General features: G+C 37.3%; 14 protein-coding genes and 1 pseudogene. 6 read left to right on the forward strand and 9 right to left on the reverse strand.

The features are described from left to right. Positions 1-88: 88 nt before the first annotated feature. Positions 89-1,831, reverse strand: coding sequence for a pyruvate oxidase (gene spxB, locus IGJ49_RS00085; protein WP_077152057.1), 1,743 nt, complete (start codon positions 1,829-1,831; stop codon positions 89-91). Positions 1,832-1,990: 159 nt separating this feature from the next. On the opposite strand from spxB, the gene IGJ49_RS00090 reads away from it, so the two are divergent. Together IGJ49_RS00090 and IGJ49_RS00095 are read left to right on the forward strand one after the other, a co-directional pair. Next, complete coding sequence (locus IGJ49_RS00090; RefSeq protein WP_062805926.1) at positions 1,991-2,968, forward strand: Gfo/Idh/MocA family protein; 978 nt, start codon at positions 1,991-1,993, stop codon at positions 2,966-2,968. A 97-nt stretch (positions 2,969-3,065) separates the two neighbouring features. Further along, positions 3,066-3,884 (forward strand): ZIP family metal transporter, encoded by an 819-nt coding sequence (locus IGJ49_RS00095; protein WP_010734545.1) that lies wholly within the window; start codon positions 3,066-3,068, stop codon positions 3,882-3,884. Positions 3,885-3,963: 79 nt separating this feature from the next. Here IGJ49_RS00095 and IGJ49_RS00100 read toward each other — a convergent pair whose 3' ends face one another. Next, positions 3,964-4,122 (reverse strand): hypothetical protein, encoded by a 159-nt coding sequence (locus tag IGJ49_RS00100; protein WP_438722163.1) that lies wholly within the window; start codon positions 4,120-4,122, stop codon positions 3,964-3,966. Between the two features lie 92 nt (positions 4,123-4,214). On the opposite strand from IGJ49_RS00100, the gene IGJ49_RS00105 reads away from it, so the two are divergent. Beyond that, on the forward strand, positions 4,215-4,793 hold the full coding sequence (locus tag IGJ49_RS00105) for a TMEM175 family protein (RefSeq protein WP_023518863.1): 579 nt from the start codon (positions 4,215-4,217) through the stop codon (positions 4,791-4,793). 638 nt (positions 4,794-5,431) lie between these two features. Here the strand turns inward: IGJ49_RS00105 and IGJ49_RS00110 are convergent. Next, positions 5,432-5,881, reverse strand: coding sequence for a hypothetical protein (locus tag IGJ49_RS00110; protein ID WP_019722679.1), 450 nt, complete (start codon positions 5,879-5,881; stop codon positions 5,432-5,434). Positions 5,882-6,348: 467 nt separating this feature from the next. Between IGJ49_RS00110 and IGJ49_RS00115 the strand changes: the two genes are divergently transcribed. Continuing rightward, positions 6,349-7,377, forward strand: coding sequence for an FUSC family protein (locus tag IGJ49_RS00115; RefSeq protein ID WP_023518865.1), 1,029 nt, complete (start codon positions 6,349-6,351; stop codon positions 7,375-7,377). Between the two features lie 52 nt (positions 7,378-7,429). On the opposite strand, the gene IGJ49_RS00120 is transcribed toward IGJ49_RS00115, so the two are convergent. The 4 genes from IGJ49_RS00120 to IGJ49_RS00135 all read right to left on the reverse strand — a co-directional run bounded on the left by IGJ49_RS00120 (position 7,430) and on the right by IGJ49_RS00135 (position 11,510). Further along, a complete protein-coding gene (locus tag IGJ49_RS00120; RefSeq protein WP_438722164.1) occupies positions 7,430-8,869 on the reverse strand; it encodes a 6-phospho-beta-glucosidase in 1,440 nt (479 codons plus the stop codon). Positions 8,870-8,902: 33 nt separating this feature from the next. Then, a complete protein-coding gene (locus IGJ49_RS00125; RefSeq protein WP_438722165.1) occupies positions 8,903-10,213 on the reverse strand; it encodes a PTS sugar transporter subunit IIC in 1,311 nt (436 codons plus the stop codon). A gap of 145 nt (positions 10,214-10,358) precedes the next feature. Then, on the reverse strand, positions 10,359-11,105 hold the full coding sequence (locus IGJ49_RS00130; RefSeq protein WP_019722675.1) for a MurR/RpiR family transcriptional regulator: 747 nt from the start codon (positions 11,103-11,105) through the stop codon (positions 10,359-10,361). Between the two features lie 87 nt (positions 11,106-11,192). Then, complete coding sequence (locus IGJ49_RS00135; RefSeq protein WP_010734535.1) at positions 11,193-11,510, reverse strand: MazG nucleotide pyrophosphohydrolase domain-containing protein; 318 nt, start codon at positions 11,508-11,510, stop codon at positions 11,193-11,195. A gap of 69 nt (positions 11,511-11,579) precedes the next feature. On the opposite strand from IGJ49_RS00135, the pseudogene IGJ49_RS00140 reads away from it, so the two are divergent. Beyond that, positions 11,580-12,142: pseudogene (locus IGJ49_RS00140) on the forward strand (TIGR00730 family Rossman fold protein). 400 nt (positions 12,143-12,542) lie between these two features. Here IGJ49_RS00140 and IGJ49_RS00145 read toward each other — a convergent pair. After that, complete coding sequence (locus IGJ49_RS00145) at positions 12,543-13,970, reverse strand: IS1182 family transposase (RefSeq protein ID WP_371740615.1); 1,428 nt, start codon at positions 13,968-13,970, stop codon at positions 12,543-12,545. 162 nt (positions 13,971-14,132) lie between these two features. Between IGJ49_RS00145 and IGJ49_RS00150 the strand changes: the two genes are divergently transcribed. Continuing rightward, entirely contained in the window at positions 14,133-14,858 is a 726-nt protein-coding gene (locus IGJ49_RS00150) for a class I SAM-dependent methyltransferase (protein ID WP_438722166.1), read from the forward strand. A 223-nt stretch (positions 14,859-15,081) separates the two neighbouring features. Here IGJ49_RS00150 and IGJ49_RS00155 read toward each other — a convergent pair whose 3' ends face one another. After that, the gene (locus IGJ49_RS00155; protein WP_062805924.1) at positions 15,082-16,677 is read right to left on the reverse strand and encodes an ABC transporter ATP-binding protein; all 1,596 of its coding nucleotides are present in this window, start codon (positions 16,675-16,677) and stop codon (positions 15,082-15,084) included. Positions 16,678-17,017 lie beyond the last annotated feature (340 nt).

Raw genomic sequence — 17,017 nt, forward strand, 5'->3', positions numbered from 1 at the left:
TAAGTGTATGAAATTTGAAAAAGATCCACCTCAAATCCTATCAATTTGAGGTGGATCTTTTCTCACTAAGTTGTGGTTTACTGGACTTTTACAACTGTTTAGAAAGATGATGCGTATATATTTCATGAAGCACCGGCATATCATGTACTTCGTATTTTTCTTTGAAGCGCTCAATTTCTTCTTCGCTATACTTTCTTGGGTCTAAGTGTAAGTCTTCGACAGGTAAGGGCCGTTTGTTGGGGATCTTGACGTCGATCACGACTGGTCGATCAGATTTCGCCGCAGCATCTAAGGCAGGGCGTAATTGTTCGTAGTGTGTGATCGTGAAGCCATCGGCACCTAAGGCTTCGCAGGCTTTCCCAAAATCAGCTTGTTCAAGGGAAACACCAAATTTTTGTTGTTCAGTATCTTCTTGTTCTGCTTCGATAAATCCGAATGAATCATTTGAGAAAACGACATTGATGATTGGCAACTGATAGCTGACTTGAGTCAAGATATCTTGCATCACCATGGCAAAACCGCCGTCTCCGCTCAAAGTAAAGACTTGTCTCTCCGGAAAGCTTAATTTAGCGGCGATTCCGCCGGGTATACCATTTCCCATCGTCGCAAACCAACCCGAAGTAGTGTGTAACTGCTCACCAGTCATGTTCAGTAAACGAATCGAATGAATGGTCGTATTTCCAACATCTGTCACAAAAATAGCATCACGTTCGGCAATTCGGTTGATTTCTTTATAGACCGCTTCTGGTCGAATCGATTTCTCCGTGGGTTCTTCAAAGGACGTTAACCAACGCCGCCAATTGCGAAGATTTTCTTGATTGGCTAGATACCAAGCATCTTCTGTGCGTTCGTTCCCCAATTCAATCAGTTTTTCTAACGTTGTTTTACCATCACCTAAAATAGCTAAATCGGTATGATGACGGCGGCCGAATTTGGCGGCATCAATATCGACTTGGATAAAAGCAGCTTCTGGATTGAAAAAGGTTCGCCCAAAAGGAAAGTCACTTCCTACAAATAAAATCAAATCGGCTTCTGCTAATGCTTCATTCGCAGGTTTTGTCGCTACCCGACCTGCAAATCCAAGAAAATTTTTGTCTTCATCTGGCACGATTCCTTTTGCTAAAACAGAGGCAACCACGGGCATTTTGAAATATTCGGTAAATTTCTTGATCTGATCATAGCCATGACGAACACCTTGACCGATGAACAAGACAGGTTTTTGAGCTTGTTCGAGATAAGGAAGGGCTGCTTTCACGTCTTCAATCTCAGGGAGGATCACCCCTGTTTTGTACGTAGAAGCATTAGAAACATCCTGCCACTCGATTTCTTCAAAACCAAAATCAACTGGGATCGTCACAACAGCGACTCCTTGATGTGCATAAGCTGCCTTGATCGCTTCATCAACGACATAAGGTAAACTTTCAGGTGTCATGACTGTCCGATTATAAACACTAACATCAGCGAAAATTGGATTTTCATTTAATTCTTGAAAGGCAGTATAATTCATAGAAGTCGAAGCCACTTGCCCTAAAAGGGCGACAACTGGGACGTGATCCATTTGAGCATCGTAAAGTCCGTTGATCAAATGAGTGGCTCCAGGACCAGCTGAGCCAAAGACAGCTCCGACTTTTCCTGTTAATTTGGCATCCGCTGCGGCAGCTAACGCGCCTACTTCTTCATGACGTACTTGGATATAATCGATTTGGTCTTTTTCATGGTACAACGCATCTATAATGGAATTGAACGAACCACCCGGAATCCCATAAATATGATCAACTCCCCAGCTTTCAAGCACTTTTACCATGGCAATACCGGCATTTATCGTTGACATTTTGATCCACTCCCTAAAAAAACAAATTATATTTATTGTCTAAAGTATAAATCTTCCTTATCAAAAGCCCAACTAAAGCGACTTTCAACCAAGTAGAGTGAAGTGCCAGTAATGTGTGAAACTATGTTATAGTGGATTCAAAATGTTAGGAGGAAGAGTATGCTGAAAATCGGTATTATGAGCGGTGCTTCGATCGTGCCACGTGTTGTGGAGGGGATCAAAGAAAGTGGCGTGGCACAAGCTGTAGCGATTGCGACACGTCGCTTAGAAAAGGCGCAACAGTTAGCCACAGAGTTAGGCATTCCAAAAGCGTATGGCAGTTACGAAGCGTTACTTTCTGACAACGAGATAGAACTGATTTATATTCCATTGATCAATCACTTGCATTTTTCAGCCGCGAAAGCCGCGATCCAAGCAAAGAAACATGTGCTTTTAGAGAAGCCTTTTACGCTACATTCGGAGCAAGCACAAGAACTCTATGCCTTGGCTAAGGAGCACAAGGTTTTTCTCATGGAAGCACAAAAAGCCCTATTTCTACCTGCGATCGAAGACGTAAAAAAAACCATTGGATCAGGAAAAATCGGTCAAGTAAAATTAGTCGATATTCGTGATGCTCGACCGGGTTCTGAAAAAATCCCTTGGTTTTGGAAGATGGAACAAGGAGGTGGCGTATTGATTTCCAACGCCTCTTACCCATTAAGTGTCAGTCAATATTTATTTGGTACAGGATTTGATGAATATAACGGCTTATGTGTAGAACATGGAGAAGGTCTGACGGATGAAGAGTGTATGGTCAACCTGAAGAAGAAAGACCTTTTCATCAGTTTATTCCTTACGACAAAAATGGATTTTACTAGTACGTATACCATCGTTGGAGAAAAAGGCACGATCATCATCCCTAACTATTGGAAAACAGACCATTATACGATCCAGATGAACAACGGAGAAGTGTTAACAAAAGATTTTCCAATGGATAGTGAATTTGTCTTTGAGATCCGTCATGTCGCCGATTTACTTTCCTCAGGTAAGAAGCAAGATACGGTGGTCGATCCAAACATGACGATTACAAATGTTCAAGTCGTTGATGATCTTTACCATAAGTGGTTTGGGAATGATTGGAAAAACGTGAGGGGATAACCGCTTAGAATAAAGGATCATCAGATTAATAGTAGAATAGTAGTCACATTTTTGGCAATATGCTAGAGTAAGAATAAAAAGGTGAAAGGGGAATTGTATGGTTGATTGGTTACTGAAGCTAGAACCTTGGCAGCAAGCGTTGACGGGTACGGCGTTTACTTATTTTATGACTGCGCTTGGGGCTGGCTTAGTTTTTTTCTTTAAAGAAATCAAAAAAGATGTACTCAATTTGATGTTAGGTTTCGCTTCGGGTGTGATGATCGCCGCCAGTTTTTGGTCTTTATTAGATCCGGCAATCACAAAAGCAGAAGAAAATGGTGATATTGCTTGGCTTGTGGTGAGTATTGGTTTTGGGCTAGGGGGATTATTTTTATACATTGCCGACAAAACCTTACCACACATGCATTTTGGTCCAGCACACGAAAAAGAAGGCTTACCAACACATTTAAAACGCACGATTTTGCTTGTCTTTTCCATTACCTTGCATAATATTCCAGAAGGTTTAGCAGTAGGTGTTGCATTTGGTGCAGCGGCAACTGCAGATAATCAAACGACTGCGGTGCTAGCAGCGATCTCTGTTGCGTTAGGGATTGGTATTCAAAACTTTCCAGAAGGTGCGGCTGTTTCGATTCCTCTCCGACAAGAAGGATTAAGTCGAACAAAAGCCTTTGTCTATGGGCAAGCTTCAGGAGTGGTTGAACCGATTGCTGGAGTCATCGGGGCAATCTTAGTGACAAAAGTTGCAGTCTTACTGCCTTATGCCTTAGCTTTTGCTGCGGGTGCAATGATTTACGTCGTCGTGGAAGAACTGATTCCTGAAGCGCAGCAAACACTTTCAAGTAAACGACACTATGCAGTTTTTGGTGTTATGACTGGTTTTATTATAATGATGATCTTAGATGTAGCATTAGGTTGAATGATATATCATTTAAAAGAAGTAAAAAAAGAGGCAGAAATTTTCTGCCTCTTTTTGTTTTTCATTTAGGAAAATAGTATTAGTAGTATTTTCTTTGTTGCGTGGTGCGAGTGATCCAACGGACTAACCAAATCGCAATGGCTACTGGAATCAACAATTTAATACCTAACCATAATAAACCACTGATCACGCCAACGAATAGATTGAGGACAAAGCTAGCTACGACGAAACCTACCACCCAGAGCCCGATTTCTACTTGCTACTTTGGTGTGAAAAGGTTGCTTTTTTGCCCTTATTACGAATAAAATGAAGCGAAAGGAGAGGAAAGTCATGCCGAAAAATCGACTAGAGGCCTTTACAGACGCCGTGATCGCTATTATTATGACTATTTTAGTGTTGGAGCTACATGAACCACACTCAGATACCTTGGAAGCGTTAGTTGCACTTGCGCCACGTTTTTTTATTTATATCATTAGTTTCTTTACCCTGGGCATTTATTGGAATAACCACCATCATTTGTTTCAAGCCGTCCACAAAGTGAATGGGCGAGTGCTCTGGGTGAATAGCTTTTTTATTTTTTTCCTGTCGCTGTTTCCATTCGTTACTTCATGGATCAGCGAATACAGTAACAGTCTTGTTCCTGAAATGACCTATGGTATAGTGATATTAGGAGCTAATCTCACGTATTATTTGTTAGCAAGGACATTAGTTGCCTCAGAGGAAGACGAGAATGCATCTATCAAAGAGTTGTTTGGCAATTATCGTAAATCCTACGTATCTATTGGTTTGAATGTCGTGGGATTGATTCTCGGATATTTGATCGCGCCCATCGCAGTATTAATAGTCAATGTCTTGATTTTGGTTACTTGGTTGATCCCAAGTCGTAAAATTGAAGCATACTATCGCTAGATACTTGAATAACATAGTCAATCAAAAGACACAGAATAGTTAGGAAATACTCCTTTCCTGTTCTGTGTTTTTTTGTATGCTTTTGACTCGTTTAACGATTATAAAAAAATTTAACAGAAACATAAGTAAAAAATAAAAAAACAATCGAATTTTTTAGGCACAATGATAGTTAAAGAGGGATGCATATGAGAAAACGAAAAAAATTTTATCCAGCAATCATTACAAGTTTTATTACCGTACTTATTTATGTAGAGCAATCGAGGTGTAATTTGCTCGTTCTCCTGTTGTCAGTTTTACTTACTGTCATCGTCACGTTTAAAGGATAGACGATACAAAGAAGTAAACAAACTTGAGCTCGATCGGTCACAAGGTCAAAGATGACGGATTTTGTGGACAAATAGAAAGAGCTAATGAGTTATCCACTGTGGATAACTCATTATTAAATCAAAAATTTAGATAACAAGCACATTTATTTTTTGTTGTTATTTTAAATAACATAGATAAAACGATACTAAAGGATGGACAGATATTCGTTGGATCTCAAAAAAAATGCAAACTGAAAGGAAGAGGAATTTCTTCGTTTCAGTTTGCTTTTTTGTAGTATAAATATAAATCTATATTTACCCCCACAGGGTATGTCAGCGTGTGTTGTAAGGTTCTCCTTCAATGGATACATTGTTTTTATAGGCAAAGTAGCGATCATTTTTTTTCGCAATGCCAAATGTATCAGAAACATGAATGTTTTGTGGAGAGAATTTTATTGCTGGAATCGAGAACGATTGCTCTTTTGGATCAGTTACTCTGATTTCAAACGATAGTTCATTTTCATCTTCTTTTGTTAGTACGATATGAGGTGTATCATTAAAATTGATTTCTGTTACTTCGTAGATGCCTAAAAAATCGACCGAGTCACCAATGCTTTTCAATAACTGATTTTTTGTAGGAACATATTCCATTTTAATTTCGTCTGTTTGGATCATTTCAGCTTTGGAGGTAACATCTCGAACAGGAGAATTCAAAAAATGAATAAAAGAAAATAAACCGACACATGCAAACAAGCTACTGATAATTAAAATAATTTTCTTCATTTTCCTTACTTTTTGTCCTTTCTGTGTTCTCCAACGTATATGTCTGATGTTAAAATCAAAAAAACTTTATGTAACAATAAATTTTTTTTTTTTGTTATTAAAAATGATTTCTTTCATAGTATAAATTTAAAATACAAAAAAATAAAGCAGATTTCACAAATTCTTTGACTAGATGAAAAGCTTTTAATTTTAGATAGCTAAAACTATCTATATTATTACAAATAATGGTGGTTATTATTAATTAATTATAATATTTAATTAGTTATTTAATGATTGATGGGAATTTCTGTCTGTTTAAGCGATGAAAATTGGTGTTATACTAGATAAAGTAAATTCGTTTAAATTTTTCTCTGGAAAACTCTCCTTTTACTTCTAATAGTTGATTTCTTTGATACTTCTTATAATAGACAAGACATCCTTAAGGCGAAAACGATTTTTATATACATTTCAAAATAAGGAGGTTTTTTATGGTTAAATCTTATTTTACATTTAACAAAATTCAAGAAAATCCATTTCGTATCATGAATCTGATGGTGCTGATCTTTCTCGTTTTATGGATCGGTTACATCAATCATAATTTTTTGATTTCAAGTTTCTCTTCTCTAGGTATCTTTACCTTCTTTTACTATCAGAACATTCCGATGAAGCAATTACTAAAGCGCCTATTTTTGATTGGTTGCGGTCTATTACTGGCTTTTACATTAGGGCTATTGTCGACGTATGTCATCTGGCTTGAACCATTTGCTGTTGGAGCAGTTGCTTTTTTCAGTCGGTTTATTTTGCGTTTGTTCCATATTTCTAAACCAGGGGGCTTATTCTTTGCGATGTTAGCGGCTATGGGAACGAGTATGTCCGTTCCATTTTCTCATTTGCCGACAGTAGCTTCTTTTTTCTTTATGGGTGTTGTGTTTGCTTTGATTGCTGCATTTCTAACGAAAAAAATGGATTCGCGCCCGGAACAGGAAGTGATAAAGGTATCTTTGAAGGAGCGTTTTCACCAAGAACCTTTAGTGATCATTGATTCGATTTTTTACAGCGCTGCATTATTCCTTTCCGTTTATGTGAGCCATGGCTTGAACATGAAAAATCCTTATTGGCTTACACTGTCTTGTGCCTCGATTTTATTAGCTGAGAATTTAGATGCGATGAAACATCGGCAAGTGCAATATTTGATTGGTTCGATGTTAGGGTTGTGTTTATCGGCTGTCTTATCACTGATTCCTTTTTCCCAACTTGAAACGATTTTTTTAATTACGTTTCTTTATGGTATTTCTCAGTTTTTAGTTGCCCGAAATTATGCAGTGGCGAATATTTTCTTGAACCCCATGGCATTGATGCTTTCGACATTGGTCAGGAACACGTACTTGATCTCATTGATCGAGTATCGTTTTATTGGTATCGTCATCGGTAGTTTCATTGGTCTAGGTGTAGCCTGGGTAATGAATATCGGTCTGCAACATTACTTAGCAGTTGTGAAAGAAAAATATGAAACATAACAAAGAAAGGCGGTCACGACAATGAAGTCGGATCGCCTTTCTTTGTTCGTTACTAAAGCTGTTCCCCATTGGTTTCAATCACTTGTTGGTACCAAGCAAAGGAATCTTTTTTCAAACGTTGTAAGGTTCCTTTACCGGTATTATCCTTATCGACATAGATCATGCCATAGCGTTTTTCCATTTCACCACTTCCAAAGCTGACGATATCGATGATTCCCCAAGGTGTGTAACCAATTAATGGTACGCCATCTTCAACTACTGCTTTTTTCATTTGTTCGATGTGTTCTCTTAAATAATTGATCCGGTAGTCATCATGGATCTCATTTGAATCAGTTAACTGATCGTAGGCACCAAAACCATTTTCAACGATAAACAGGGGGAGATCATAACGCTGGTACACCGTATTCAATACATAACGTAACCCAACAGGATCAATCGGCCAGCCCCAGTCAGAAGCAGTAATATAAGGATTTTTAACTAGTTTTGCTGAAGGAATATCTTCTGTTTGTCTGCCCTCAACATCGGGAAGAGTTGTGATCGTTCCCGACATATAATAGCTAAAACCGATATAGTCAACAGTTCCTTGACGTAAAATTTGTTGTTCTTTCTCGCTAATATCGATTGTGAGCCCTTTTTGTTCCCAATACTTTTCTGTGTAGGTAGGGATTTCTCCGCGTACATGGACATCACTGTAGAAGAAACGACGTTCATTTGCTTTGACTGAAGCAATCATATCTTCTGGCGCACAGGAGTAGGGATAGATTGGAACGTAAGCCATCATACAACCAAACTGAAAATTGGGATTGATCTTTTTCCCTTCATTGACAGCCCAAGCACTGGCAATCAGTTCGTTGACCCCTGCTTGGAATACTAAGGCCTCTTTATCTTGGTCATCTTCAATGATCATGGCTGAATTGGTCCAAACATGAACGGGCTCTTGTCCGTCCGCCTGATTATTGATTTCATTGAAGGTCATCCAGTAAGTTACTTTGTCTTTGTAACGGTCAAATACGCACTGAGCAAATTTAACAAATAAAGGAATGACCGCTTTATTGGCAAAGCCACCAAAATCTTCATAAATGGCATAAGGAATCTCAAAATGAGACAACGTAACTACCGGTTCGATCGCGTTTTTTAAGCATTCATCAAAAAGATCATCGTAAAATTTTAATCCTTGTTCATTCGGTGTTTCTTCTTGACCAGTAGGAAAGATCCGACTCCATGAAATGGAAGTGCGTAGACATTTTAAGCCTAGTTCTTTAAATAATTGGATGTCTTCTTTGTAACGATGGTAAAAATCAATGGCCTCGTGATTTGGGTAATATTCCCCTTCGATGATGCCTTTAGTGATCTTCCGCGGAATCCCATTTCCGCCAGCAGTCATAACATCAGCGATACTTGGACCTCGTCCATCAATATTCCAAGCACCTTCTGCTTGATGAGCAGCAATTGCGCCTCCCCATAAAAAATCTTTGGGTAACTCTCTATTCATACAAATTCCTCCTAAGTTTCAGTGATTCTCAAGTTATATCTCTGTGCGTTGTGCGCGGTTGGAAGCCATGACAAAAGGTAGGTAAATCAAAACGGAAATCGCTAAACAAAGTACGCCTATTACAATTCCCATGATATTCCCACCAGTTCCTAAAAACAAATTGATGATCCCTGGGGTGGTCCAAGGTAAACCAATCGCTGGTGATGGCATGATTGGCCAGACGACTGTGACGAAGTAACCGACCAGAATATTGACCATCGGTGTTAAAACAAAAGGAATGATCATAATTGGATTTAAGACGATCGGTAGTCCAAAAATCATCGGTTCATTGATTTGGAAAATACCTGGTACAAAAGATAGTTTGGCGATTTCGCGATATTCAGGTCGTCGTGAAGCAATAAAAATCGCAATGATCAAGCCTAAGGTCATACCCGTTCCACCCATGTTTGCAAACATATCATTCAAGATGCCCCAAGTTTCCTTGTAAGGGACATCCCACAGCGAACCACCATCATTGATGAATTGGAGATTGGCTAAGTCTTGCTCGGTAAAAATCGCTGAACGAACAGCATTCAATGTGTTTGGACCATGAATACCAATAGAAAATAGCAGTGTCTGAATAAAAGCTAAGAGTAGGACACCAAACACATTCCCACCTAAGTCACGTAAAGGTGCTTGGATACCGGCATAAATCAACTCGTTGATTCCTTCAGGCGCGATCATCAAGACGAAGAAGTTGATCAAAGCTGACATAGAAACAACGATAATGATTGGGATCATCCCAGAAAAAGAGCGAGAAACAGCTGGTGGAACGAGTTCAGGCATCTTGATTTGTAATTTCTTGACTTTGAATAATTTCGGTAAGAATTCGCCAACCAAGCAAGCGACAATCATCGCAACGAATAAACCTTGAGCACCCAAATATTGCGTCGAGATGACATTCATTTCATCGACTGCAAAAGAAGTAGGGTAAAAAATCATAAAGCAAGCGACACTAGTTAGCCCAACTAAGGTTGCATCAGCTTCGAAATGTTTTGCCAAAAGCTGAGCAACTAAAAAAGCAATAAACAAACTCATGATATTGATTGTGCGATTTGCTACAGAAGCAAGGACTTGTTGCGCACTTTCTAAATTTGGAAAAATACGTGAAAGTTGAAATAATTGCACGATAAAACTGTCTTTTGAAAATAAAATATTATTGACTAGGATGACTAATGAAGAAGAAATCGTCAATGGAAAAATAAGCATGAATGCATCTCGAACGGCTGCAATATGTCGTTGGTTGTTTAACCGTGTTGCAATAGGAACAAGACTTCGATCTAATAAATCATTGAATTTTTGCATAAGAATAACACCTTTCGCTATATGATGGATTCATTATAGCGAAAGGTGTGAAAGAAAAGTAAGCGCATTCTTATTTAGGATAAAAATTTGGAACAATGAAAATTATTTCGTGGTAGGAACATAGTGTTCCAAATTGAGTGGTGAATCATTCATCCTCTAAATAACCGATCAGTGTTTCAAGAATCGCCATGGAAGGTAGCTGACTAGTCAAATCAAGAAAGATGTCTTTCCGTTCTTCTTTAATGGCATAGTCAATTGAGTAATCACACAATTGGGCCAATGAACTTTCTTTATGAGCGGTAATACAATACTTATGCACGCTATCCGCATGAGCTAAACCTGAAATTACTTCGATCAGTTCTTTTGTTTCACCTGAAACACTCAAAAAGACTAACGCATTTTTTTGATCTGGACGCAAAAAGCTACGAATCGGATAAGTCAGTTCATCTAAGCTAATACAAAAGTAACCGATATTCGCTAATTTTCGTGCCACATATTGCGCTAATGCTCCCGAAGCCCCCATGCCCATAAATAGGATAAAATCAGCTTGACGCAATGTTTTTGCCATTTTTTTGATTTGATATTCAATATCGGGATGAAAAATCGTCATGTTCAACTGATTGATTCGTTCTTCTAACATTAATTGCTTGTCATCTGTTTCATAATGGGCTTTTTCCAAATGGTTTTTAATATAAAAACGAAATTCCGGAAATGAATCAAAGCCGACTTTTTGGATAAAACGAAAGACAGAGGTTGACGAAACATGCGCATCCGTCGCAATATCTCGTACCCGCATATAAGGTATTTTCTCAAGGTTATTAACGATAAAGCGGTAAATCTCTTGTTCAACGGCAGACAATTTATTTAAGTTAAGACTTTCAAAGATAGCCATGTGTTTACCTCAAGATTCTTTTTCTTTAGAGTATAGCACGATGGAAAGGGTTTTTCTAAAAAAATTGGAAATGGCATCGTGAGAAGACTACATATTGAACCGCTTCTCTAGTTTTTGTTTGTGGTGATGAATGATTTCTTCGAAGGATAGGTCATATTTATCAGCAAGAATCAGAACATTATCTAAGACATCACCCAATTCCTCCATCAGATTTTCCTTGTAAAAATCAATTGTTTGTATAGATTCATCCGGACGATCACGACCGATTTCGAGACTTCGAACCGCTCTTGAAACTTCGCCAACTTCTTCAGTTAAAAAGCCGATACGGATAAATGGATCGTAGTCGTACCACTTTCTTTTTTTATAAAAATCAACCACCCAGTCGTTGTATTCTTTTATGTTCATGTTGAGGTTAACCACCTTTCAATTATATAATAGCATAAGCTGAAAAAAAATTTGGAAGGGGTTTCGGAAATAAAGATTGCAGTCTATTGCGGAGCAAGTAAAGGGAATTCTCCAGAATTTGAACGAGTAACGAGAAGCTTAGGTGAGTGGATCGGAAAGAATGAGTATCAGTTGGTTTATGGTGGTGGAAACGCTGGTTTGAAGGGGATTATTGCTGATTCAGTACTAGGATCTGGAGGGAAAGTGACAGGTATCTTGCCTGACTTTTTGGCAAAACGAGAACTAGCAAAAAAGATGTCACCTCTTTGATGATCGTGTCGTAGATGCACGAACGGAAACAAAAAATGATTGAATTATCAGATGTCTATATTGCGTTACCAGGTGGCCCAGGAACCATCGAAGAAATTACTGAAGTAATCTCTTGGGGGAGGATCGGGCAACATGTCAATCCGTGCGTGTTAATGAATTACAAAGGATTTTTCGATCCTTTAAAGCAGCAGTATCAAGCCATGGTCAATCAAGGCTTTTTAACAAGAGAAGAGTTCGATAAAATTTTGTTTGCGGATGCGCTGACAGAAATTCAACCTTTTGTAGATCAGTATATCCCGCCTAAAATCAGGGAGTATAAATAAAATCAATTACATGAATGCTCCTCTTTCACAACGACTAAAATAGTTGGCTGCGCCATCCAGGAATATTTCTCCCGTTTAGAAAAAATTACTTTGATGTCCCATTATTTTATAGGTATGCTTCTTTTACGATCGTTTTATATTTACCAGAGAAAAATTGACAATTACTGGTATGTCCTATAAAACGAAACTATAAATTTAACAGAAAAAGGTGATGAATCCGGCATATCAGATGTTATATAATCAGTAACATGGGTATGACTGGAAGCGAGTAAATAAAATCAATTCAATAGGTAAAAAATTTAGCTGAGACACAGCTTTATTTAGCGTACCTATGTATTTGATTTTATTTTACTCGCATCTTCGCCTTATGCAGGGAAGCCGTAGAGTAAAATCTACGGCTTCAGACTGTAGACAAAAAGGAGTGGCTTAATTGCCAACTCCTTTTTATTAGTCTTTGTAGAAATTTGAAATAAAAAGCCATAGGCTTTTTTGCTTTCCATAGCCATGAGGCTAGTTTTTTTAAATTCATGGCAGCAAACGTAAGCATCGTGTGCGTGGCGACTTTTTCGAGACCTCGATATTTTGTCCAACGCATACCATGCTTTTCTTTTGCATCTGCAAATATTCGTTCAATAGTTTGTTTTCTCTTTTTATAAATTTCTCTATTCAACGCCGTATGGCGTTGGTGTTCAAGTTCATCCATAAGATCCGCCCAAACATGTCGAGTTACTATTTTTTGATGTTTTGTACTCAAAGTACAGTTTTTAAGTAATGGACAACTCCTACAGAATTTTGGATTTGATTTATAGGTTCGATAACCATCACGAGTGATAGTTGAAAATAACAACGGTTGATTATTGGGACATAAATAGCAGTCAAAATAGGCATCATAAACAAAGTCTTTTTTACGAAACATTCCTTTTACTCCATGAGGTACAGTATATGGAAGAATCGGGTAGAGTTTCAAGTGTGACAGAAAATGAACAAATTTAGGCGTCTTATATCCTGCATCAGCGACAACACGCTTTATATTTGGAAAAGCTCTTTTCGACTGTTTGACCAGATCGATTGCGACTTGGCTGTCATGTACATTTCCTGGTGTGATTAATGTAGATAAGATAAAACCATTATCTTCACAGGAAGTATGCGCGGAATAAGCAAATTGTTTTTCTCGTTCACCTTTAACATAGTAACCACTTTCTGGATCTGAATGACTTATTTTTTGAAGACTCAACTCACTTTCTGTGTCCCATGTAAAAGGACGTTTTCCTACAGCAATACGTTCTTTATTTATTTCATCTTCTAATTCATCTTGATAAGCTTTAGCTTGACCGTAGGTCATTTCTTTTGTGAACTTATGTTTATTGGCATTTGCCTTAATATGAGTAGAATCAATATAAAGGTTGTCTTCCGTAACGAAGCCAGCTTTTACAGCTTGTTCTAGAATATGAGAGAAAATGTCTTCAAATAAAGTTGTTTCTCTAAATCTTCGAACATAGTTTTTACCAAAAGTAGAGAAATGCGGGATAGGATCCTCGAATGAATAACCTAAAAACCAACGATAAGCAACATTTGTTTCAACGTCTTTAATGGTCTGTCTCATCGAACGGATACCAAATAAATATTGGATAAATACTAATTTAATTAAGACCACTGGATCAATACTGGGACGACCATGGGTCGAATACGTAGATTCTACAATGGGATAAATGAAATCAAACTGAATCGCAGCATCAATCTTTCGAACTAAGTGATCTTTAGGTACAAGATCATCAATTGTTAACATAGCAAATTGATTTCTACCTTCAATCGATTGTTTTCTCATCATTAGAATCACTCCCAGAATAGTTTATACAATGAGTATAAAACAAAAAAACTGCAAACAACACTCCAAATTTAGGAGTTTGTCTACAGTCTGAAGCCGTAGAGTAAAATCTACGGCTTTTTTCTTTTGTTCAAATTTATAAAAAAAATGAGGAGATGGAAAACAATGATTGAAACACTTTTAAACAAACCAACACTTTATCAACAAACGAAAGGCGCATTTTGGGATGATCGTCACATCTCAAAACAAATGTTACAAGCACATCTTGACCCTGAATTTGAAGGCGCAAGTCGAAAAGCTGGGTTTATTGATGAATCTGCTCGTTGGATCAATACAGTAATCCCGCCGAAAGCCTATCCAACGTTATTAGATATTGGCTGTGGTCCGGGAATCTATGCAGAAAAATTTAGTCAATTAGGGTATGAAGTAACGGGGCTTGATTTTTCTAAGCGTTCGATAGCATATGCCAAAAAATCTGCGGAAGACCAACAGTTACCGATTACGTACCATTATGCAGATTATCTGACAATGGATTTAGATAAACAATACGATATCATCACAATGATCTATTGTGACTTTGGAGCGTTATCTGCGAGTGATAGAAAAAGATTATTAGAAAATATTTATCAGCATCTAAAACCGACGGGGAAAGTTTTATTGGATGTTTTTTCGATGGCAAGTTATCAATCATTTGAAGAAAAGCGAGTTTGGGATACTTGTCCAGACGGAAGATTCTGGACAGATGAACCTCATGTAGCATTACAATATAATACAAAATACAACGAACATGTAACTTTAGAACAAACGACGATCCTTACCGATTATGAAAACAAAAATTATTATCTATGGATGACGTATTTTACAAAAGAAACTCTGCAAAAAGAAATGTAAGCTGCTGGTTTTGTTGTTAGTGGGTTTTACGGGGATGTAAAAGGAAGTCCTTATGATGAGAACTCGCCGACACTAGCAGTAGTGTTAGAAAAGAAAGAATAACAATTTTACTATTAGTCCAAAAGGAAAATATCTAGCGTAGATAAAAGCAGGAATCCACAAAAGTCGTTCATCGGATTTTTGTGGATTCTTACTTGTTTTTTGAAGAGGACGGAGGATAGATCTATACAATCGTTTCTACACGAGAAGAGATTTGAATGAACTTATTGGCAAAATTTTTATTTTTCTTGTCATGAGAGGTGAATAAAATGATTTTATTTTGTCTTACGTTCATGAGTGTGTCAAAGATGGCATCCGCAGAGTCTTTGTCGATACTACTCGTACTTTCATCTAGAATCCATATCCTACTGTCTTGGAGTATCATACGGGCAATGAACACGCGTTGTTTTTCGCCCCCCGACAGGTTTGCGCCATTATCAATGATTAAAGAATCCCAGTCTTTGTTTTTAAAAATCGGAGCAAGAAGTGTTGAATTTCTCAGCGCTTCTTTTTTTTCTTCTGAAATCGGTTGACCAAGAGTGATATTGTATTCAAGTGTATTTGAAAAGAGCAAAGTTGTTTGAGAAAGATAAGTGATTTGTTCTCTGACTTGCTTTCCATTCAACTGATCAAGAGGGAAGTCGTTGATATAGATACCATTACTTGCATAAAAGCTCAAGATGGCTTTTATCAGCGTCGATTTTCCAGAACCTGAAGGGCCTTCGATATAACAAATATCTCCTAAATTCAGTGTTTCAGTCAATGACAAATGGATTCTTTTCGCATTTAATGGCATCGTGATTTGCGGATCGGTAAATTTGATGCTAGTGATTGGATCAATTGGTGTGCCGAATAAATCTTCTTGATGAAGTTCTAAGTTTTCTTGAACAAATTGTTGGTTTGCTACGACTGTTCGATAATCGACATTGATTTTGGATAAATCAGAAAGGGAAGTGAAGAAAATGGGCATTAATATACTAACTACCATCATATTATTCAACTGGAGCTGTTGGTTATACACCAAGTAGCTGATCGTTATAAAAATAATATTTTGAGAAAGTTGGTTGATGAATGAGACAGTATAACTAGTGATTTGAGCAAATTTATTTGTTGCTGCCAAACTTGTGTACATTTTTTTGAGTGTTTTTGAAGTTAGTTGTTTGACAGTATCAAAGCTAGGTAACATTTTAAATTGTTCTGGATTACCCAAGAGCAAAATCAAATCTTTTTGAGCATTGGCATTTTCGTCTTGCATCGTTTTGATTCTTTGATTGAGTGTTTTATTGATAAAAAGATAAGAGAAGATGTTAATAGGGATCAAAAGAAGCGTAATCAGGAAAATAGTTGAATCGAGGGTTAAAAATATACCTAACACGATAAGAATAGAGATGGCTGATTTCAGTACTAAAAAGAAGCTGGTCGTCATAAACATATAGGAGGTATCCACAATTCTGAAAATTCGAGTGACTAGATTACCAGATTCTAAATTGATATATTTCTCAAATTTCAAAGTATATATTTTGGCTAACAAATCGGAAATTGAGTTCAAATTGAATTTTTTTGCAAAATTTTCTCGGTAAATGATCAAACAAACCTGAAAAAGATAAGAGAGTGACATGGCACCAATTATTAGGAAGATAATAGGAAAAATAGTGGTTGACTGATAACTATTGATACTATTAAGGATAAAGGGAGCAATCAAGGTGGTTAGTACGGTTACTAAAACTAATAACATAGATATAAATAGATATATGTAGCCTTTCTTTGAAAAAAAATTCATTTTCCATTACACTCCTTAAGTACGTGGTTGACAAATCATTATAAAGAATATTATACTTTTATTAGGAAAAAATGGAAAGGTTATTTTTCTCTTTTTTTCATAAAATTGTGAGTGTGTAAAGACAGAAAAATTAGGTAGTTACTTAACAGAATTTATGTTGTTTCGTATGCTCATGCTGATTTTTTGATATGGTTTGAAAACGTAAAGGAGGAATAGTAATGTTCAAAAAACCTGAATTGAAAAGAATTACAGGTACATACGCAGTTCCATGCGACTGTGGGATTATTTCTGGTCAAGGATCGTAAATAGAGATGAGACGATGACAACATGTCTTACCTCA

This window comes from Enterococcus sp. AZ171 (assembly GCF_051714005.1).
Lineage (GTDB): Bacteria > Bacillota > Bacilli > Lactobacillales > Enterococcaceae > Enterococcus_B > Enterococcus_B pernyi.